General features: G+C 59.8%; 20 protein-coding genes. 6 read left to right on the plus strand and 14 right to left on the minus strand.

All coding sequences use genetic code 11. The annotated features are described in order from the left end of the window. Nucleotides 1-71: 71 nt before the first annotated feature. The 7 genes from ALO80_RS07385 to nac form a co-directional block, all read right to left on the minus strand. Nucleotides 72-842, minus strand: coding sequence for a LamB/YcsF family protein (locus tag ALO80_RS07385; protein WP_055008478.1), 771 nt, complete (start codon nt 840-842; stop codon nt 72-74). A gap of 4 nt (nt 843-846) precedes the next feature. Continuing rightward, nucleotides 847-1,257 carry a biotin/lipoyl-containing protein gene (locus tag ALO80_RS07390; protein ID WP_055008479.1) on the minus strand — a complete coding sequence of 137 codons (411 nt, stop codon included), beginning with the start codon at nt 1,255-1,257 and terminating at the stop codon, nt 847-849. Between the two features lie 11 nt (nt 1,258-1,268). Beyond that, nucleotides 1,269-2,228, minus strand: a complete 960-nt coding sequence (locus ALO80_RS07395) for a 5-oxoprolinase subunit C family protein (protein WP_055008480.1) — start codon at nt 2,226-2,228, stop codon at nt 1,269-1,271. Continuing rightward, nucleotides 2,225-2,896: a 5-oxoprolinase subunit PxpB gene (gene pxpB / locus ALO80_RS07400; protein ID WP_055008481.1), complete on the minus strand. Its 672-nt coding sequence runs from the start codon at nt 2,894-2,896 to the stop codon at nt 2,225-2,227. Before pxpB ends, ALO80_RS07395 begins: the two co-directional genes overlap by 4 nt. Beyond that, nucleotides 2,893-4,245, minus strand: coding sequence for an acetyl-CoA carboxylase biotin carboxylase subunit (accC, locus tag ALO80_RS07405; protein ID WP_055008482.1), 1,353 nt, complete (start codon nt 4,243-4,245; stop codon nt 2,893-2,895). Before accC ends, pxpB begins: the two co-directional genes overlap by 4 nt. A gap of 55 nt (nt 4,246-4,300) precedes the next feature. Beyond that, nucleotides 4,301-4,747 (minus strand): acetyl-CoA carboxylase biotin carboxyl carrier protein, encoded by a 447-nt coding sequence (locus tag ALO80_RS07410; RefSeq protein ID WP_055008483.1) that lies wholly within the window; start codon nt 4,745-4,747, stop codon nt 4,301-4,303. 115 nt (nt 4,748-4,862) lie between these two features. Then, the gene (nac, locus tag ALO80_RS07415) at nt 4,863-5,774 is read right to left on the minus strand and encodes a nitrogen assimilation transcriptional regulator NAC (protein ID WP_055008484.1); all 912 of its coding nucleotides are present in this window, start codon (nt 5,772-5,774) and stop codon (nt 4,863-4,865) included. A 275-nt stretch (nt 5,775-6,049) separates the two neighbouring features. Between nac and ALO80_RS07420 the strand changes: the two genes are divergently transcribed. From ALO80_RS07420 to ALO80_RS07435, 4 genes are all read left to right on the plus strand, one after another. Then, a complete protein-coding gene (locus ALO80_RS07420) occupies nt 6,050-7,258 on the plus strand; it encodes an aspartate transaminase (RefSeq protein WP_055008485.1) in 1,209 nt (402 codons plus the stop codon). 10 nt (nt 7,259-7,268) lie between these two features. Then, entirely contained in the window at nt 7,269-8,834 is a 1,566-nt protein-coding gene (locus ALO80_RS07425) for an MFS transporter (protein WP_083493179.1), read from the plus strand. A gap of 65 nt (nt 8,835-8,899) precedes the next feature. After that, complete coding sequence (locus tag ALO80_RS07430) at nt 8,900-10,231, plus strand: OprD family porin (RefSeq protein WP_055008487.1); 1,332 nt, start codon at nt 8,900-8,902, stop codon at nt 10,229-10,231. Between the two features lie 126 nt (nt 10,232-10,357). Continuing rightward, nucleotides 10,358-10,828, plus strand: coding sequence for a hypothetical protein (locus ALO80_RS07435; protein ID WP_055008488.1), 471 nt, complete (start codon nt 10,358-10,360; stop codon nt 10,826-10,828). Between the two features lie 96 nt (nt 10,829-10,924). Here ALO80_RS07435 and ALO80_RS07440 read toward each other — a convergent pair whose 3' ends face one another. From ALO80_RS07440 to ALO80_RS07450, 3 genes are all read right to left on the minus strand, one after another. After that, the gene (locus ALO80_RS07440) at nt 10,925-11,233 is read right to left on the minus strand and encodes a putative quinol monooxygenase (protein ID WP_055008489.1); all 309 of its coding nucleotides are present in this window, start codon (nt 11,231-11,233) and stop codon (nt 10,925-10,927) included. A 26-nt stretch (nt 11,234-11,259) separates the two neighbouring features. Then, nucleotides 11,260-12,444 (minus strand): L-dopachrome tautomerase-related protein, encoded by a 1,185-nt coding sequence (locus ALO80_RS07445; RefSeq protein ID WP_055008490.1) that lies wholly within the window; start codon nt 12,442-12,444, stop codon nt 11,260-11,262. Nucleotides 12,445-12,759: 315 nt separating this feature from the next. Continuing rightward, nucleotides 12,760-13,767, minus strand: coding sequence for an aldo/keto reductase (locus tag ALO80_RS07450; RefSeq protein ID WP_055008491.1), 1,008 nt, complete (start codon nt 13,765-13,767; stop codon nt 12,760-12,762). A 222-nt stretch (nt 13,768-13,989) separates the two neighbouring features. Between ALO80_RS07450 and ALO80_RS07455 the strand changes: the two genes are divergently transcribed. Continuing rightward, nucleotides 13,990-14,571 (plus strand): TetR/AcrR family transcriptional regulator, encoded by a 582-nt coding sequence (locus ALO80_RS07455; protein WP_083493181.1) that lies wholly within the window; start codon nt 13,990-13,992, stop codon nt 14,569-14,571. Nucleotides 14,572-14,577: 6 nt separating this feature from the next. On the opposite strand, the gene ALO80_RS07460 is transcribed toward ALO80_RS07455, so the two are convergent. The 3 genes from ALO80_RS07460 to ALO80_RS07470 all read right to left on the minus strand — a co-directional run bounded on the left by ALO80_RS07460 (nt 14,578) and on the right by ALO80_RS07470 (nt 17,264). Then, on the minus strand, nt 14,578-15,552 hold the full coding sequence (locus tag ALO80_RS07460; protein ID WP_055008493.1) for a 5-oxoprolinase subunit C family protein: 975 nt from the start codon (nt 15,550-15,552) through the stop codon (nt 14,578-14,580). Continuing rightward, nucleotides 15,549-16,421, minus strand: coding sequence for a 5-oxoprolinase subunit B family protein (locus tag ALO80_RS07465; RefSeq protein ID WP_055008494.1), 873 nt, complete (start codon nt 16,419-16,421; stop codon nt 15,549-15,551). Before ALO80_RS07465 ends, ALO80_RS07460 begins: the two co-directional genes overlap by 4 nt. An 87-nt stretch (nt 16,422-16,508) precedes the next feature. Then, nucleotides 16,509-17,264, minus strand: coding sequence for a 5-oxoprolinase subunit PxpA (locus tag ALO80_RS07470; protein WP_055008495.1), 756 nt, complete (start codon nt 17,262-17,264; stop codon nt 16,509-16,511). 156 nt (nt 17,265-17,420) lie between these two features. Between ALO80_RS07470 and ALO80_RS07475 the strand changes: the two genes are divergently transcribed. Then, nucleotides 17,421-18,338, plus strand: coding sequence for a LysR family transcriptional regulator (locus tag ALO80_RS07475; RefSeq protein ID WP_055008496.1), 918 nt, complete (start codon nt 17,421-17,423; stop codon nt 18,336-18,338). A 133-nt stretch (nt 18,339-18,471) separates the two neighbouring features. Here the strand turns inward: ALO80_RS07475 and ALO80_RS07480 are convergent, their stop codons facing one another. Beyond that, nucleotides 18,472-18,813, minus strand: a complete 342-nt coding sequence (locus tag ALO80_RS07480; RefSeq protein ID WP_055008497.1) for a hypothetical protein — start codon at nt 18,811-18,813, stop codon at nt 18,472-18,474. Nucleotides 18,814-18,855 lie beyond the last annotated feature (42 nt).

Raw genomic sequence — 18,855 nt, forward strand, 5'->3', positions numbered from 1 at the left:
CTTGTACTGGACTTTAACGAGCGTCATGGGCAGCGACCAAGACACAATGGTTGTGTGGCAATAAGCTGCACTTATGACCCGAGCAACCTGGAAACGGGGGTAATGACACCGCCCTGCTCTTCGATGCTGTGCCGAATACTGCGCGCAAGCTCCACCGCGCCCGGTGTGTCGCCATGCAGCAGAATCGATTGGGCATTGACCGCCACACGCTTGCCGCCAAGGGTGGTAACGGTTCCGTCCTGAAGCAGTTGCGCAACCCTGGCGCGGACCTGCTCGGGGTCCTTGACCACCGCCCCCGTGATGCCACGCGGCACCAGCAGGCAGTTTTCGTCGTAGGCACGATCGGCCAGAAAGGTCGTCGCCACCCTCAGGTTGCACGCCTCGGCGGCCTGTTCGATGGCGGCGCTGCTGGATGAACTGATGATCATCTGCGGATCGAAGCGGGCGACCGCGTTGACCAACGGTCTGGCGAGTTCGGCATCGGCTGCGGCCATATTGCCCAGCGCGCCATGGAAACTCATGTGCGTGACACGGTAACCGGCAGCCGCTGCAATGCCTGCCAAAGCGCCCAACTGATACACCACCATGCTGCACAGCTCGTTGAGTTCGATATTCATCCGGCGCCGCCCGAATCCCTGCAGATCAGGAAAGCCGACGTGTGCGCCGAGATCAATGCCCAGCGCCTTTGCGCGGCGTACGGTGCCGTCCATGATCAGCGGATCACCGGCATGAAACCCGCAGGCGACATTGGCCGAGGAGATCAGTTGCATGAGGGCCTCATCCTCGCCCATGGTCCACGGACCAAAGCCTTCGCCCAGATCGGCATTCAGGTCGATGCGCATTCTGTTATCCCTCCAGTTCTATCAGCGGCTGGCCGTAACCGACCCGTTCTTCCTCGGCGGCCAGAAAACGCACCACGCGTCCTGCCTGTTTGCTGCGCACCGGCAGATACAGCAGGCCGATGCGCAAAAGCCCCAGCAACTGCCCTGCAGCCACGGTATCTCCAGGTTTTACGTAGCTGTTGCGTTCATCGGGATGAGTCGACACAAAAACGCCAGGGTTGCTGGCTGTTATCACATGGGCGGCCGCCGCAGACGGCTCGGCGGCGATACGCACCGCAGCAGGTTCCAGGGCACGGTTCTGCACGGGTTCGCCGCGGCGGATCAACAGTTCGAACCCCGGACGCTTCAGTTCGAGCACAGTAAGCCCGGCATCCCGGATCCAGACTGCCAGCTGGCGAATCTCATTGATGTTCATCAGCAATGTCCTTACAGACCGCGCAGCGCGAGCATGCGCCGGGCGTCTTCGATGAAAGCCTGATTGGTCTCCAGCGCGTTGACCGCTTCGTCGTAGCCGCACTGCACAAAACGCACCTTGCTGCCGATAGGGGCCTGACCGAGACGCCACAGATCGGCCTCGATGACCGTCGCGAACTTGGGGTAGCCGCCGCTGGGCTGGGCATCACGCATTTGCACGATTGGCTGACCGCCGTGGGGCACCTGAATCACGCCAGGCACAATGCCATGAGAGCGGATTTCCAGTGCCTCGCGTGCCAGCAAAGGCGTACCTTCCATGCGGTAACCGTACCGGTTGCTTTGCGTGGTGATTTTCCACTCGCCGGCAAAAAACGTTTCCTGGGCCTCTGCGCTGAAACAGTCGAATTCCGCAGCCGGAAGCACGCGGATGGCCGGCAGCCCGTCGACCTTCAACGGCAAGGCCGCCACGCAAGATTGCACCCCAAAATCACTGGCTCGCGACTGATTGGCAGCGCCTGCGGGAATCAGATCCCCTTGCTGCAAGGCACGGCCTTGCCAGCCACCAAAAGCGCCGCGCAATTGAGTGCTGCGCGAGCCGAGCACCAACGGCACATCGACGCCACCGGCCAGGCACAGGTAGACACGGCTGCCCATCGTCGGGTAATTGAGCCTCAGCACTTGATCCTTGCGTGCCTGGGCAACCCAATTGCCCGGCAACCGCTCGCCATCCAGCAGCGCACCACAGGCGGCACCGGTAATCGCAAAGGTGCAGGCTTCGACAAACCGCACTTCGAACGGGAACAGCGGAATTTCAATACCGGCTGCGTCTTCATCGTTGCCCAGCAACAGGTTGCCGAGGCGCAGCGACAGCGTGTCCATTGCGCCGGAGGTGCCGACGCCGTAACCCAGGCTGCCATGCCGGCCCAGATCCTGGACCGTCGCGAGTGCCGTGGCGCTGATAACTTCGATCATCGAATGATCCTCTCGATACGCAAGCGCAGTTGATCGCGGGGCTGCAACAGCGCCGGAGGGTTCTGATCAGCGTCGAAAAAGACCATTTCCGTGCGCCCTATCGTGTTCCAGCCGCTGGGACCGGCCGAGGCTGAAATACCTGTCTGCACGCCGCCAATGGAAACCGAGCCGGCACCGATGTCGAGTACCGGCACCTTGCGCCGCGGCGTTGCCAGACGCTGATCCATGCCGCCCAGGTAGCAGTAACCCGGATGACTGCCCAAGGCGTACACCGGGTAAAGCGGTTCGCAGTGCAAATTGGCAATGGTCTCGATATCCAGCCCGGTATGGGCAATGACATCTGCCATATGCGGGCCGCCTTCGCCGCCGTACACCACCGGCAATTCAATGATCCGGCCCTGCAACGGCAATGGCTGGCACTGTTCCCAGGTTTCCAGCAAACGGGTTTTCAAACCGGCCAGATCCCTGGGTGGCAGAGCGAAGATCAGCATCAGGTTGTTCATACCCGGCACGGCTTCGCGTACCTGGGGCCAACCCTTGCTGAGGCTGGCCAGCGCCCATATCCGTTGCTGCGGTGCCAGATCGAGTTCGCCGGGGGCTTCGAACAACAAGGCGGTGGTTCCCAACAGAGTGATTCTTGGCGTATTTGGCGTCTGCAGGACGGTCATGGGTAACTCCTTGTCTGCAACCAGCGCTCCAAATGATGGATGTCCATGCCACCCTTGCAGAACACCGGGTCCTGAAGAATGTCGCGATGCAGCGCGATGTTGGTGGAGATGCCCTCGACGTGCATCTCGCTCAGCGCCAGATGCATGCGCGCCAGAGCCTCGTCACGGCTGGCACCGTGGGTGATGACCTTTGCCACCATCGAATCGTAATAAGGCGGAACGCGGTAACCGTGGCTGACATGAGAATCGACGCGCACCCCGAAACCACCCGGGATCTGCCAGCGGGTGATCTGTCCCGGAGTCGGCATGAAACTGCGCGGGTCCTCGGCGTTGATCCGGCACTCCAGCGAATGACCCGATACGCTTACATCGGCCTGGCTGATGCTCAGGCGTTCACCCATCGCCATGCGAATCTGCTGCTGGACGATGTCGATGCCGGAGGTCATTTCCGTGACCGGGTGCTCGACCTGGAGGCGGGTATTCATTTCGATGAAATAGAACTCATCGTTTTCAAACAGAAATTCGAATGTGCCCACACCCTGATAACCAATCTGACGGCAGGCCTGTGCGCAACGCTCGCCCACTCTGGCCAGGAGTGCCGTATCGATGCCAGGTGCAGGTGCCTCTTCAAGCACCTTCTGGTGTCGGCGCTGCATCGAGCAATCCCGCGAGCCGAGCCAGACTGCATTGCCGTAGGCATCGCACAACACCTGAATCTCGACATGCCGCGGATGGCCCAGAAACTTCTCGATATACAACTCGGGATTGTCGAAGGCGCGGCGAGCTTCCTCGCGGGTCAGGGCAATCGCATCGAGCAGTTGCTGCTCTTCCTGAACCACGCGCATGCCCCGCCCTCCGCCGCCGCCAGCGGCCTTGACGATGACCGGGTAACCGATGTCGCGGGCAATCTTCAAGATGCCTTGTGGATCGGCAGGCATGCTGGTGTCAGGGCCAGGCACGCACGGTACACCTGCCTCACGCATTGCCCGCTTGGCCGCGACCTTGTCGCCCATGACGCGGATGCACGCGGCGCTGGGACCGATAAAGGTCAGGCCAGCCTGCTCGATGCGCTCGGCGAACGCGGCATTCTCAGACAGAAACCCGTAGCCGGGATGAATCGCTTGAGCCCCCGTCAACCGGGCTGCGTAAAGCACAGCAGCCTGATTCAGGTAACTCTGGCCTGGCGCGGCAGGACCGATGCACAGTGCTTCTTCGGCCTGCTGTACATAACCGGCATCGCGATCCGCTTCGGAATAGACCGCTACCGTACGCAGACCCAGGCCTTTGCAGGCGCGCTGTATACGCAGGGCTATTTCGCCACGGTTGGCAATCAACACTTTATCGAACATCAAAAACCCCTGATCTGTGAATCCGGATGGCAGCCAGCAAGGCAAGCGAGGACCTTCAACCGATACTGAACAGTGCCTGACCGGCCTGAACTTCCTCGCCGTTGGCAACCAGAATGGCGGTCACGACACCTGCCACCTCAGCCGTCACCGGATGAAACATCTTCATGGCTTCAATCACTGCAAGGGTCTGCCCTGCCTCAACTGACGTACCGACCTCGACAAAAGGCGGCTGGTCGGGTGCCGGGGTCAGGTGCAGGACTCCGTACAACGAGGCGCAGGCCTGTGCCGCTTGCACATCCGCAGGCACGCTTGGCGCAGACGCAGACTCAGCATCCGCCGCAGACGCCTTCAACGACGTAGATGCAGCGGGCGTGACGCGGCAGGCGGCCTGAACGGGCTCGCGCAGCAAACGCAACTGCGCATCGCCTTCACACAGGCTGAGTTCACTCAAGTCCGATTCGGCCATCAGGTCGATAAGCGCTTTGATACGTTCCGGTTTCATGCAAGAGCCCTTGCCTGGCGAAAGAAATGTGGCTGAGGGCAATGTAACGAGAGCGGTTTTCGGCCGCCAAGACGGTTTGACTGTGGGGTGATAAGCGACCCTTATGACGCCAGAGTCACTGGGTACGGCGATTGCCGCGCATCTCTGCGACCAGCTCCAGAAGGATGGCTTTGACCGCCTGGGCCGGAACCGAAAGCGGCAAGTGCCCTGACAGGCACAACGCAAGCGGCGCTTCGATCTCGGGTTCGACAATACGGCTCAGGTTGACTGCATGCGTGTCGGCCAGCACCCGTGCAGCAGACTCGGGAAGGATGGTCGAGCCGAACCGGTCAGCCACCGCGGCCGCCAGGGTGGTCGATGATTCTATTTCGGCCACCACACGGGCACTGCGCTCGATGCGTACAAATGCTTCGTCCACCAGGCGGCGAACGGTGTTGTAGGTACGTGGCAACAGCAAATCGATATCGGCCAGCTCGGCGAGCGGTATGTCCTCGCTGCCCTGGAGCGCGTCTTCGGCGCTGACCAGGTACAGTTGCTCGCGTATCAACGGCACGAAACTCAGGCCGTGCACTTCACGGCCGCCATAGAGAACGGCCATGTCCATACGTCCGTTCATGATCAACTCGCTGAGGGTGGTGCCAAAGTTCTCGTTGAGGTACAGCAGAATGCCCGGATGGCGCTCGCGCACCCGCTTGAGCAACGGCAGCGACAGGGTCGACGCAGCGGTGCCGGGAGCCAGCCCTACCGACACCGGCCCGGACAACGCAAGACCGCTGGCGTTGACATCACTTTGCGCCTGCTCACACTGGCGCAGAATGACCTGGGCATGACCATAAAGGACCTTGCCAGCCTCGGTGGGAGTCACGCCGCGCTTGGTGCGGATCAACAACTGCTGCTGCAACTCCGCTTCCAGTGTCACCAGTTGCTGACTTAACGCAGGTTGTGCGATGTGCAGCACATCGGCGGCCTGAGTCAGACTGCCGATATCGACAATTTTCACGAAATATTTCAAGCGGCGAAGGTTCAAGGTACTGCACTCCAGAGTCACGACGCCGATGTTTCAGCAAGACACAGGCCAGCTCTGAAAAACAGACATAAGCAATTGCTATGTCTGCGCCAGAGTGGCCTGCTCGCGACGTACTGATACCCCCCGCAGTCATTGCCCGCCCGCTTTTGGTGCGCTGGCGGCTCATCTGCGGTCATAAGCGCTGCCTATCAACCCAGAACAAACTCGTCTTATGGCCTGCCCCGTGCGGGCTCGTAACGTGTTCCCCGTCAAAGCCATCAACGAGGAATGCCAACGTGACCGCATCTCGCATCGCAGCCCGCGTGCTCCGCATCAAACCTTCGCCAAGCAGCGCTGCTGCCGATCGGGCCAATGAACTGCGGCGCGCAGGCAAATCGATCATCAACCTGGTGGTCGGCGAACCGGACTTCGACACGCCTGCACACATTCGTCAGGCCGCCTCGGCTGCCATCGAAAACGGTGAGACCCGCTACACGCTGAACGCGGGTACGGCGGTCCTGCGCGAGGCTATCGCCGCCAAACTCAAGCGTGAAAACGGTCTGACCTACGCTCCTGGTCAGATCGTTGTCACCAGCGGTGCCAAGGCGGCGATCTTCAATGCGTTCGCCGCAACCCTGGGGATCGACGATGAGGTGCTGATCCCGGCACCTTACTGGGTGTCATACCCGGACATGGTGCTGGCCTGCGACGGGCGTCCTGTGGCACTGCCATGCCCCGAGGAAAACCATTTCAAACTCACCGCCGGGCAACTGCGCCAGGCCATCACCCCGCGCACCCGCTGGCTGCTGCTCAATTCGCCGAGCAACCCGACCGGTGCCACCTACAGCGCAGCTGAATGGCGGGCCCTGGCCGATGTACTGCTCGACTACCCCGATGTATTGGTAATGACCGATGACATCTATGAGCACATTCGCTATGACGACGCCCCGCTCAGCCATCTGTTGACGGTTGAACCGACACTTCGCGAGCGTGTGCTGATCATCAACGGCGTATCCAAGACCTATGCCATGACCGGTTGGCGTATCGGCTATGCCGCAGGCCCCGGCGATATCATCAATGCGATGGCCACCCTGCAATCGCAATCCACCAGCAACGCCTGCTCGGTAAGCCAGGCCGCTGCGGTGGCCGCCCTCAATGGTGACCAGTCGTTTGTCGGCGAGAGCGTCAAGGTTTACCGGCAGCGTCGCGACCGATGCCTTGAGCTGATCAATGCGATTGAGGGCCTGAGCTGCATAAAACCCGAGGGTGCGTTCTATCTTTACGTCAATTGCGGGGCGCTGATCGGCAAAATTACCCCTTCGGGTTCGGTACTGGAGGCCGACACCGATGTGGTCCTGTACTTGCTGGAAAGCCAGGGTGTAGCCGTGGTTGCAGGCAGCGCTTATGGCCTGGCACCGTTTTTCCGCATGTCCACAGCGACAGCCCTCGACACCCTTGAAACCGGCTGCACGCGCATTGCGACTGCTGTCGCTGCATTGCGCTGAGCGCCTCGCCATGACCACGCCGAGCCATCCAGCCCTGACCTTCAAACAGGCCTTGTTGGCCATGCTCGGCATTTCGCTGGTGCTGATGCTTTCCGCGCTTGATCAGACGGTCATCGGCAACGCACTGCCAAGCATCGTCGCCGAACTCAATGGTTTCGAGTTGTATGCCTGGGTGGCCACCGGGTACCTGCTCGCATCTATCGTCACCATCCCCATCTTCGGCCGACTGGGCGACTTCTACGGGCGCAAGCCGTTCGTGCTGGCCGCCACAGTGATTTTTACCCTTGCCTCGCTGGTCTGCGCGCTGGCCGACAGCATGCTGCTACTGGTCATTGGCCGCGCTTTGCAGGGCGTGGGTGGCGGCATGCTCATCGGTACAGCGTTTGCGTGCGTGCCAGAGCTGTTTCCCGACACTCGCCAGCGGTTGCGCTGGCAGGTACTGCTGAGCGCCATGTTCAGCGTGGTCAACGCCATCGGCCCCGGATTGGGGGGCTACCTGTCCGGTGAGTTCGGCTGGCGTTCGGTGTTCTGGCTGAACCTGCCGCTAGGCGTGATTGCCCTGTTTTTCGCCTGGCGTTTTTTACCCTGGTATCGCCCGCAATCTGCCGGTGCGATCAGGCTCGACTGGTTCGGGGCATTACTGATCGTACTGACCCTGGGCAGTCTGCAACTGTTCGTCGAATGGCTGGGACAGCGCTCTCTGTCGACCAGCCTCGCATGCGGCGCTGTGACCCTTTTCGCCATGACCGGCCTGTGGTTCCAGGAACGCCACTGCGCCTATGCCCTACTGCCCGCAGGACTGTTTGCCAATCGCAGCATCCGCCTGCTGTTCATCCTCTCGCTGCTGGCCGGGGCGATCATGTTCACCCTGTTGTTCTACCTGCCGCTGTTGTTGCAGGGCAGCTACGGCTACTCGCCACAGGACGCCGGGTTGCTGCTCACCCCTCTGGCCCTGAGCATCACGCTGGGTGCGATCGTCAACAGCCGGATCGTCACGCGCATGGCAAGCCCCAACCGGCTGCCGGTTGCCGGCTTTATCGCCTTGTCGGTTGCCTGTATTGCCTTGGCGCTGGTCGGACTGCATGCCGGGTTCTGGACGTTGCTCGTGCTCATTCTGCTGGCCGGGCTGGGGCTGGGGTTCATTCTGCTCAACCTTACCGTGTTCACCCAGACACTCGCCGAACGGCAGTTTCTCGGCATTGCCACCGCACTGACCCAATCCTTGCGGCTGGTCGGCGGGTTGCTGGGCACTGCGGCCATGGGCGTACTGGTCAAGGTCTTGTATGTCGCCAACCTGCAAAGTGCGCTGCCTGCAGCAGGACAGGCACTGGCGTTAACGCGTCTGGCCGACCCTCAGGTGCTGTTGCGCACGCCTGCGCACGCCGACGCCGCATTACTGATTGCCCGCACCGCCCTCGCCCAGGCTGTGGGCACAGGACTGTTGATCTGCGCCGGGCTCGGCGTACTTGCGCTGTTCGCTTTGCATCGCCTGCCTCGCATCACGCTTCACCAGGTGCCCCGTGCAGCAACCCCCACAAAGAACTCATCTGAAGCGCTCGCCGCTGAAAAACAATAAGAAACCTGACTGCCGCCTGACTCTGCCTCCCCAAAACACTTAATGACAGCATGAGGATGAACCCGATGGAGCGTATCAATCGCGCCACCCCCTTCGTTGCGGGCTTTTGTGGCCTGCTGATTGCGCAGCAGGGCTACGCCGAAGGTTTTCTGGAAGACAGCAAGGCCAGCGTTCTCGCGCGCAACTTCTTCAGTAACGCAGACAATCGCAGCGGCGCTGCCGACCCAAACTACACACAGGAGTGGGGCCAGGGCTTCATGCTCAACTATCAGTCCGGCTATACGCCGGGCACAGTGGGCTTCGGTGTCGATGCACTCGGCCAGTTGGGCATTCGCCTGGACTCAGGCAAAGGTCGTCACTACAACCCGCAAAGTACCGCGTTCAATGGCAATGTCTTTCCGACTGACAGCGATGGGCGTGCGGTCGATGAATTCAGCAGCCTGGGCGCGACGCTCAAGGCACGTGTGTCCAGAACCGAGCTGAAGTACGGAACGCTGGTGCCGATGTTGCCGGTGGTGATGTCCACCGACCGCATGTTGCAACAGACTTTTCGTGGCGGGCAGATTCAGTCTGGCGACCTGAAGGACTTCACCTTCACCGCAGGCCAGCTGGAACATGTCATGGGCCGTGGCTCGACCAATCAGATGGGCATGTCCATTCCGGGTGCCAACAACCCGCTGACCGGCGAGTTCGTCAACAAGTTCTACTACGCAGGCGTCGATTACAAACCGACCAAAGACCTGACCTTGCAGTACTACTACGGCAACCTGGAAAACTTCTACAAGCAGAACTTTCTCGGTTTGAAATACGACATGCAACTGGGTCCTGGCACCCTGCGCACTGATCTTCGTCACTTCGACAACCGCTCGGACGGTGCCAACGGCCATGACCCGGCGTTCTACACCGTGGGCTATTACGGCAACGGTGTCACCAAAGGTGAAGTCGACAGCCGCCTGTCCAGCGCCCAGTTTACCTACCTCATCAACGGTCATACCTTTGCTGCCGGTTATCAGGCAGTGACCGGCGACAGCGACGCGGTGTGGTTGAATCAGGGCGATGGATCAACCGCTTACTTCATGACCGAATCCATGATCGGCAAGTTCCAGCGCGCCGGAGAACGCACCTGGCAGGTCCGTTACGGCTATGACTTCGCCAAGCTTGGCGTTCCCGGGCTGAACTTCCTGGCCATGTATGAAAGCGGTTCGAACATCCAGACATCCGACGGCGACAAGAAGGAATGGGAACGCAACGTGACCCTGAGTTACGTGGTGCAGTCCGGCCCGGCGAAAAACCTCAGCGTTGCACTGCGCCATGCGCAACTTCGTACCGAATTCGCCAGCCAGCGTGATTCCGATGAGCACCGGATCATTGTCAGCTATCCGATCAATATTTTTTAAAACCTGGGTGGGTGGCAGATACCGGGCGTATCTGCTGCCTGAGGGTTGGTTGACGGCGTGCACAAGTGCTCGTACTGGTCACGACATTCGTTATAACCTTTGCGCTCTGCAGAGGAAGCGAAAACGATGGATAAAACAATTCCGGAAGCCCCCACTGACCATGACCGCCCCAATGGCTTACTGGTTGTTGAAGCCTATCCTGGCAAGCCTGAATTCACCTGCGGCCCTGCTACGCAGTTAACAGCAACTCATCCGAACTTCAATGACACACCAGCAGACCTTTACCCCGTAATGGAAAACCAGACGGGCATGCCTTTCAGCTCTTTCGACCGAAGCAGGTACATTGGTTTTGCGTCCATCGCAGTTGTCGTGATCGGCATCGGTGTCGCCCTCTTTTTTCTGAGCCTGCAACGTGACTGGTTTCAGGTACAGAAAGTGCTGGCGATTACTGCGTTGTGGTTCGCTAACCTGATCTCGACAGTGCTCAATGCAGCCTACTGGTTTATTCGCAGAGGCCCGAAGTGGCTGGCAGTATTGCTAGGCATTCAGCTGATAATGGTGATTTCCGGGGCAGTGGCCGCCTTGACCAATGAATGATGATACCTATCTCTTGAGAGAAGGTGCCCATCATGCGTTTGAGCGTGTCTGGGGTATCCGTACAGGGGCTCGAACGCGTCGAGCCCCTTATCCAGATCAGCCAGACACCTGATCGAGGAATATCAGCTGCGGCGGCTCTGCCAGCCACTCGCCGCTTACAGCCGCAAACTGTCGGTAATGTGGCGTGGCAACGTGCGCATCCAGTGCTGCCTGATCCTTGAAGCATTCACGCATGTAAAACGTGCCGTGCTCATCGCGCGCCTCGAACAGTGTGTACTCGATATTGCCCGGCTCTGATCGGGACGGCTCCACCAGTGCTGATAATGCTTCTTTCAATGCGGACTCTTTGCCGGCAACGGCTTTCAGGACTGCGATCAAGGCCAACGGCTTTGCAGGTGTATTCATTATCAATGCTCCGGTATTCAATTCGATCAATGAGTGGGGGCCGGCGCAGCGTCGACTTTCACGCGTAGCAGGCTATAAGGTTTTGCACGCTTGTCGTGGCCCGAATTGAAACCGGCCTGACGGTGCAATTGGTTGACGATGAAATACAGGTAGCCATCCGGACCGATAGATAAAGTATCAGGCCACAGCATGCGAGGATCGTGCGCTACGGTTTGCCAGACACCGCTCGGCAGGCGTTTGCGAATTGCATTGTGCTCGTAGTCACCTGCATACACAGCGCCGTCTGCATCAGCCTCAAGACCATCGGAGGCGCCCTTTTCACCCAGGTCCTGAACGGCGGCTGCCAATTGCTGCTCATTCACAGCGCTGTCGTTCAGCAGCTCGGTAGCGACGGAATACAGGTGGCGGCTGGACAGTGGCGAGAAATACAACGTCTTGCCATCTGCCGACAACGCAATGCCGTCTGCGGCTACGTGAACCGGTTTGCGCGATCCGTCCGGGCCATCACCCAGCACGGGCACGCCCTCGACCACGGGCACGAAAGCCGGATCGGCAGACGTCGCCTTCGCGCCGCTCAGGCGCCGTACGGCATGCCCGCTGGCAATGTCCATGACAATGATTGCGCCCGGTCCGCTCACCGAAGAGTCAGTCACATAGACAGTCCCCTGCGATCCTTTGCGGAAGTCGAAGCGCATGTCGTTGACATAAGTGCTGGGCAAGATGACGTTATCCGGAAACACCAGCCGCTTGACGATTCGATTGGTGGCCAGGTCTACCGCAATCAGCTTGGCACCACCCGGACGCGGAGCAGCAAACTGCGGTGCTGCAGTGTCCAGAAGCCAGACGCGTCCTTTGCCGTCCGCCACCACACTCTGCACGCTGATCAGCCCGTCGCCGGGGTCCTTCGGATTCTCCCGGTTGACCGCCAGATCCGGGTAGGCAACCACTTTGCCGTCACGAATCTCGCCCACCGTAAAAGGCACCTTGTCGCCCCAACGAGGGAAGTTGACGAAAATACGCCCGGTTTCAGTGACTGTCACACCGGTAGGCATTGCATCGTAAAAAGCATGCACCTGTTCAAGCTTGCCTACCGACCTGTCGGCAGGGGCGCTTGCAGGGAGCCCGGTGATGCTCGCGCCGTAGGCCAATGAAGTGGTGAGTGTGGCTGCGGACAGGATGGCCAGTGCTGCGCAAATTGATTTTCGATGCATGGTGCTCTCCTGATGGAGCAGCCAGGGCTGCTCATCGGTATTCGGTAATACGGGCTGTGCGCACGGAAGGTGATGGCGTTCATCACCCTAAGTGGCTCAAGGACGATGGATAGACAAGACTGCGAGTATTTTGGTCTTTCTCATTACAAAGAAAAACGCGGGGAATACGCTAACACTTTCAACACCGAGGCGAAGATCACCGCCTTTGCCAAGGCACGCAAGCACCGCGCTCATGCGGCAGCGCTGCGTTTGGGAGGACTCCAGCCGCTCATTTGGCGGCTGGTAACCAACTATCCGAGCCAGGCCAATAACAACTCAGGCCACTCCCCTTGCACGAGTCTCATCCGACCAAGCAGCCGCCGACCTTGGCCCAGCTGAGGGGTCCAGACTGCTGACCGCATCGAGGCGTTGAATCTGTTCGTCAGTCAGCGTCAGCGACAAGGCGCCCAGATTATCGGCAATCTGCTCGTGCGAACGAGGCCCGATGATAGGAACAGCGCCGTGCGAACCTGCCCAGGCAATGGCAACCTGACCCGCGCTTACGCCAAGCGCCCCGGCAACCTCCAGAACAGTATCGAGAATCCGTGTGCGCTGCGCCGAGTTCTCAGGCTGGAACACCTTGCCGCCAAACCCCTCAGCGCGCCCGCTCTCCCCTTTGCGGTATTTGCCGGTCAGCATGCCACCCCCCAGAGGTGACCATGTGACGACGCCAAGGCCAAGCGCGTAAGAAGCCTGAAAAAGATCAGCCTCAGGCTCGCGATGCACCAGGCTGTGCTCGAACTGAGCGGCTGCAATCGGTAATGCGCGGCTGATTTCGGCCAGCGTAACCGCGCGAGCAAGCCGCCATGCAGGGAAATTGGACAAGCCTGCGTAGAGGATTTTCCCTGCACGCGCCAGATCTTCAAACCCTCTGACAATTTCCTCGATGGGTGTAACAGCGTCTGGATGGTGCGCCCAATAGATGTCGATGTGATCCGTCTTCAAACGCTTGAGACTTGCCTCCACAGAGCTGACCATTGCCTTGCGATTGTTGCCGATGGCCAGTCGGCCGGGATTGGCCGAGGCACCGTTGGTAAATTTGGTCGCCAGCACGAAATCATCGCGCCGGCCTTCCAGCAGCGTACCGAGAAGCGCTTCGGATTGTCCGAATTGATACATGTCTGCAGTATCAATGAAGTTGCCACCCGCCTCTGCATAGGCGTTGAAAATTGCCTTGCTGGCAACCGGGTCGGCACCGTAGCCCCAGCCCGTGCCGAAGTTTCCTGTCCCCAGCGCCAGTTGGGAAACACTGAGCCCGGTTTTGCCAAACGTTCTGTATTTCATGGTCTTGATCCTGACGATGGAGAGGACTGCTCAGCAGGCAGAGCTTGTGCTTGCTGAATAGCAGGGGCCTACGGATAGCGAGCAACACGCTGCGTCGAGCAATTATAATTACGATCAACATCTTAACTGTCAATCACTTTGATGATGGTCAGCATCAATGCTATATTCACGTCCTGGCGAACCCAGCCGGGCAAAATCAGTCAGGCAAGAGAGGCAACCCACATGAGAGTCACCAAGGCGCAGGCCCAGGCCAACCGGGCACACATTGTCGAGACGGCATCCGTCCAGTTTCGCGAGCACGGCTTTGACGGTGTCGGGGTGGCAGACTTGATGGCCGCCGCGGGGTTTACCCACGGCGGGTTCTACAAGCATTTTGGCTCCAAGTCCGACCTGATGGCCGAGTCGGCGGCCTGCTCCATCTCGCAAGCGGTCGAGCAATCGAAAGACGTCGATCCTGCGCGGTTCATTGAATACTACCTGTCCAGAGAGCACCGGGATAACCCGGGCACGGGCTGCACGATGGCCGCGCTCAGCGGTGATGCAGCGCGTCAGTCGGACGACGTCAAAGCGACCTTTGCCGATGGCATCGAGAGCATGATCGCAGCGCTTGCTCCGGCAAATATGTCCCTGGACGACGCGCAATGGAAACAGGCGCGGGCAAACACCATCGACCTGTTTGCCCACGCTCTGGGAGCATTGCTGTTATCGCGCAGTTGCCCGAACGACTCGCCACTGGCAGACGAAATACTCGATGTGTGCCGTGCAAATATGCTGGCACAGTTGCAACCCGCTCAGGCCCGCTGACTGTTCCTAGTCGGGAAACAGTTTGCTCAGGCACGCCAGCTTCTTCTTGTATGACTTCCGTGCCTCCAGGGCCTCTTCAAGCGTTACCGCCACGAACCGGGCTTTCTGATTGGGTTGCATCTGACCGATCAGATCGAGGTCGGCACTGATCACGGTGCCGATCATGGCGTAGCCTCCGCCAGACACCGCATCGCGGTGCAACACGATCGGCTCCAGCCCGGCAGGGACCTGGATCGAACCTATCGGATAACAGCTGTCGACGATATTCGAGGGGTCCGAACCTGCCCCGAAAGGCTGTTCCCGAGGCTGAAACGTCAATGCCCTGCCACCCTTGAAGCGGTAGCCGATACGGTCGGCTTCCGAGCCTACGCTCCAGGGCTCAGAGAAAAAACTGGTGGCTGCGAACTCGGTCAGGCGTTCGTAATACAGACCCGGCACTACACGCAGATACACCTCCCCACCCAAAGACTGTCGCAACGCCATCGGCAGGCTGGCCCCGGCACGGCCCTTGCCGCCGGGAACGCCGATCGGCAACCGGTCATCAGCCATCAGGCGCCGCCCCTCAAAACCGCCAAGCGCGCCCAGGGTATAAGTGGATCGGCTGCCCAGCACCAGCGGCACATCAATACCGCCCGCAACGGCCAGGTAGGCGCGCGCACCGTCTTTGGGGAAATCGAAACGCAGTACCTGCCCGGCTTTTACGGCAAAGGCGGTGTCGTGGTGCATCTCCACACCGTCGAGACGTGCCGCCATGTGCGCGCCGCAGACGGCTGCCAATGTGTCGCACTGGAACTCCAGCTCCGGCCCCAGCAACGTGCATTCAAGCCCCGCAGCGCCTGGCGGGTTGCCTACCAGTCGATTGGCGGCGCTGAGCGCATATTGATCCAGCGCACCGGACGGCGGGATGCCCAGATGGTAATAGCCCTCGCGGCCAAGATCCTGCACCGAGGTCGCCAGACCGGGTTTGAGCACCTTGATCATGCCAGCACCTCCTGCAACGACTTGGGATAACCAGCGGGATCAGCCAGAAAGGCATCCAGGGAAAACTCGACCGGACGAATCCGCAAATCGAAGCGTCCGGCTTCGACCTCTGCAACGGCCGTATCATAGGTGTCCCGATCAACCGGTTTGAACTGGACGATGTCGCCCGGCCGGAAAAACACCATGTGCTCCTGCAGATAGGCCAGACCCTGCTGCGGATCGTAGATCGGAGCGGGCGTGACGCCGAACATCTGGTAACCACCTGCTCCGCGCACCGAGTAGATGCAGCCGAAGCAGCCGCCGTGACCCAGCGTAAGCTTGGGTGTATCGGTACGTGGCCGCAGGTATTTGGGCACTTGCAGTTGGCGCTCGCGTTCGACCATCTGAAACATGAACGGCAGACCGGCCACAAAACCGACCATCGAGACGAACCACGGCGCGCCGCTATGAGCAGCAATAAAGGCATCGACATCCGCCAGATTATTGATCCGCGCAGCGTATTCCAAGTCCGTCGAACCCGGGTCCTGGTGGCGGTCACGGAAACGCATCAGGGTTTCATGGGTCCACGGATCGTTGTAAAGCACCGGAATTTCGATGATTCGGGTTTGCAGGGTACGCTCAGCGACCGCACCGGCCTCGGCAGCTCTTACCGCTTCGAGCAATGCCTGAGGTGCAATACGGTCCGGGTCGAAGCGGATCTGGAACGAAGCATTGGCCAGGCACACGTCCAGCACACCGTCCAGCGCCAGGCGCTCGACCGCACGGGTTACCGCCAGCCCCTTGAAAAATGCCTCCAGCGACATACTGTCACTGACCTCGGCGAACAAATGTTCATCAGCGCCAAAGCTGTAGCGAATCGGATCAGCCATGTCTGTTCCTTTCTTGAAATCGTTGTAGAACGGCAGGCAAACATCAGTGATACGGCTCGTGCATCTGCGCGCACGATGCCATTTGACTCAGCGCGGCGCACGCACCTTGATACCTGCCGCGTCCAGCGCCTTGCGGGTCGCCTCGGCGAGGTCCAGCGCGCCCGGTGTGTCGCTGTGCAGGCAGATCGAATCAAATTCGATATTCAGGTCCTCACCCTCGACGGTGCGCACCAGCCCTTGCAGGCAAGCGCGAACCACGCGCGCTGCGACTTCGGTAGGGTCCAGGGACCGGACGTTGCGGGTAAAAACGATCGAGCCGCTGAGGTCGTAATCGCGATCAGCGTAGAACTCGCGAATCACTGGCTGGCCCAGCTCCTCGGCAATCCTGCAGATCACCGAACCGGGCATGCAGTAAAGCAGTAACCCGGGCTCCAGGCGTTGCAGGTTCTCGACCAGCAGTCGGGCTGCTGCCTCGTCCCTGGCCAGGTGCATGTACAAAGCCCCATGAGGTTTGAAATGCTGCAATGCCACGCCCTGAGCCCGTGCCAGCTCTCGCAGGGCCCCCAGTTGGTAAAGCATGTCATCGACCAGTTCCTGAGGCGTCGAGTTGATATGCCGCCGTCCAAAACCGACCAGATCGCGGAAACCCGGGTGTGCACCGATGGCAACGCCCAGACGTTTCGCCTGCTCGACAGTGCGGCGCATGGTGCCGGGATCACCCGCGTGAAAACCGGTAGCAATATTGGCCGAGCTGATAAAAGTCATCAATTCAGTATCGACGCCGTCACCAATGGTCCACGCGCCAAAGCTCTCACCCATGTCCGAGTTGAAATCCACCTGCATGGCTGTTGCTCCTGAGGGCTGGCCGGGCAAGGGACTGTCCGGCTTCATGCAAAGCACGTTAGATTCACTCGCACCCCTTGGGTAGATCTATTAACAGATACGCCATCTTCTGAAAAACAGATACCCTGCTCCGTGCAATGCCTATTTGGAGTGCTTATGTCCCTTACCCTGCGCCAAGTCCGCTATTTTGTGGCAACTGCCGAGATCGGGCAGATCTCGCAGGCGGCTATCCATCTGAACATTTCCCAGTCAGCGGTTACCACGGCGATCAAGGAACTGGAGAGCATGCTCGGTACGCTGTTGTTTCAGCGCTCGGCGCAAGGCATGAACCTGACCGAAGCGGGCCGGCATTTTCTCAACCGCGCCTACGTGATTCAGCGCAGCGTCGACGACGCACTGAACAGCCCGCTACCCGACGTGCGTGCCAGCGGCGTCTTGCGCCTGGCTGCGAGCTATACCGTGATTGGCTACTTCCTGCCGCATCACCTGCAGCGGCTGGAACATTGGCACCCGGACGTGGCCATCGAAGTTCATGAACGGGAACGGCACGCCATCGAACAGGGCCTGCTGGAGGGCCAATTCGATATGGCGGTGGTGCTTACGGCCAACATCACTCACCCGGATATCATCTCGGAGACGCTATTCAATTCCGAACGCCGATTGTGGCTGTCCAGCCACCATCCGCTGTGCCAGCGCGCCGCCGTAAGTCTGGCCGATGTGGCGCAGGAGCCGTATATCCTGCTGACCGTCGACGAAGCGGAGCAAAGTGCCATGCGTTACTGGGAACTGGCCGCCCAGCGGCCTGCCGTGAGAGTACGGACCAGCTCGGTGGAAGCGGTGCGCAGCATGGTCGCCAACGGCAGCGGCGTAGCGATTCTTTCCGACCTGGTGCATCGTCCCTGGTCGCTGGAAGGCAAACGTATTGAAACGATGACCGTTACCGATACAGTCACTCCGATGAGCGTGGGCCTGGCCTGGCACCGCGAACGCGAATTGAGCCCGGCGATGCAGGCATTCCGTAATTATTTCCACGATGCATTTCTGGCACCGCAGCAACTTTCTGCACGCCGTTGAGCCGGGCCACGTTTGAGCCGGGCCACATTACTGCCAATTGCGTGCGAATGGCTTTACGGCTTTGACCTGAAAATCAAGGTGATGGCCAGGTTGCCGGAAACCACCGTGGAATAATTACCAGACCGGCATCCGCTCAGCGGCGAATCGGTACCACGCGGTCGCTTGTGTCGACCGTGACGGGCTCTTCGAACTGGCGAAAGAACTGACCGGATACCACATGATCGAGAAACTGCGCCTGCTCTTCGGTCACCAGTCTTAGCGGCGAGTAGCCGTCGGCATCAGGCACTGCGAAAAGACGCGCTTTGCGTTCATGCGCAACCGCGATGAACGCCCTTTTCTCTTCTTCGGACATCATCGAAAAACAGTCGGAAAGACTTTCCAGCGAGCGCACCGCCAGATCCTGGTCGAGCTGCTCGTCATCCGTGAACATCAAATGCCAGACGAAATCGAAAGAAAGCTCAGCGAGGGCACGCATAGACGGAGTTCCGTAGTGTCGAGAGGTGCGAGATTCACTGTT

The organism is Pseudomonas caricapapayae, from assembly GCF_001400735.1.
GTDB lineage: Bacteria > Pseudomonadota > Gammaproteobacteria > Pseudomonadales > Pseudomonadaceae > Aquipseudomonas > Aquipseudomonas caricapapayae.

Excerpts from the sequence above, each read along its gene's own strand:
- ALO80_RS07385 (WP_055008478.1), bottom strand. The coding sequence starts at position 842 with ATGCGCATCGACCTGAATGCCGATCTGGGCGAAGGCTTTGGTCCGTGG.
- accC (WP_055008482.1), bottom strand. The coding sequence starts at position 4,245 with ATGTTCGATAAAGTGTTGATTGCCAACCGTGGCGAAATAGCCCTGCGT.
- ALO80_RS07455 (WP_083493181.1), top strand. The coding sequence starts at position 13,990 with ATGAGAGTCACCAAGGCGCAGGCCCAGGCCAACCGGGCACACATTGTC.
- ALO80_RS07475 (WP_055008496.1), top strand. The coding sequence starts at position 17,421 with ATGTCCCTTACCCTGCGCCAAGTCCGCTATTTTGTGGCAACTGCCGAG.
- ALO80_RS07445 (WP_055008490.1), bottom strand. The coding sequence starts at position 12,444 with ATGCATCGAAAATCAATTTGCGCAGCACTGGCCATCCTGTCCGCAGCC.
- ALO80_RS07425 (WP_083493179.1), top strand. The coding sequence starts at position 7,269 with ATGACCACGCCGAGCCATCCAGCCCTGACCTTCAAACAGGCCTTGTTG.
- ALO80_RS07465 (WP_055008494.1), bottom strand. The coding sequence starts at position 16,421 with ATGGCTGATCCGATTCGCTACAGCTTTGGCGCTGATGAACATTTGTTC.
- ALO80_RS07460 (WP_055008493.1), bottom strand. The coding sequence starts at position 15,552 with ATGATCAAGGTGCTCAAACCCGGTCTGGCGACCTCGGTGCAGGATCTT.
- ALO80_RS07435 (WP_055008488.1), top strand. The coding sequence starts at position 10,358 with ATGGATAAAACAATTCCGGAAGCCCCCACTGACCATGACCGCCCCAAT.
- ALO80_RS07410 (WP_055008483.1), bottom strand. The coding sequence starts at position 4,747 with ATGAAACCGGAACGTATCAAAGCGCTTATCGACCTGATGGCCGAATCG.
- ALO80_RS07430 (WP_055008487.1), top strand. The coding sequence starts at position 8,900 with ATGGAGCGTATCAATCGCGCCACCCCCTTCGTTGCGGGCTTTTGTGGC.
- ALO80_RS07450 (WP_055008491.1), bottom strand. The coding sequence starts at position 13,767 with ATGAAATACAGAACGTTTGGCAAAACCGGGCTCAGTGTTTCCCAACTG.
- pxpB (WP_055008481.1), bottom strand. The coding sequence starts at position 2,896 with ATGACCGTCCTGCAGACGCCAAATACGCCAAGAATCACTCTGTTGGGA.
- ALO80_RS07395 (WP_055008480.1), bottom strand. The coding sequence starts at position 2,228 with ATGATCGAAGTTATCAGCGCCACGGCACTCGCGACGGTCCAGGATCTG.
- ALO80_RS07480 (WP_055008497.1), bottom strand. The coding sequence starts at position 18,813 with ATGCGTGCCCTCGCTGAGCTTTCTTTCGATTTCGTCTGGCATTTGATG.
- ALO80_RS07440 (WP_055008489.1), bottom strand. The coding sequence starts at position 11,233 with ATGAATACACCTGCAAAGCCGTTGGCCTTGATCGCAGTCCTGAAAGCC.
- ALO80_RS07390 (WP_055008479.1), bottom strand. The coding sequence starts at position 1,257 with ATGAACATCAATGAGATTCGCCAGCTGGCAGTCTGGATCCGGGATGCC.
- ALO80_RS07470 (WP_055008495.1), bottom strand. The coding sequence starts at position 17,264 with ATGCAGGTGGATTTCAACTCGGACATGGGTGAGAGCTTTGGCGCGTGG.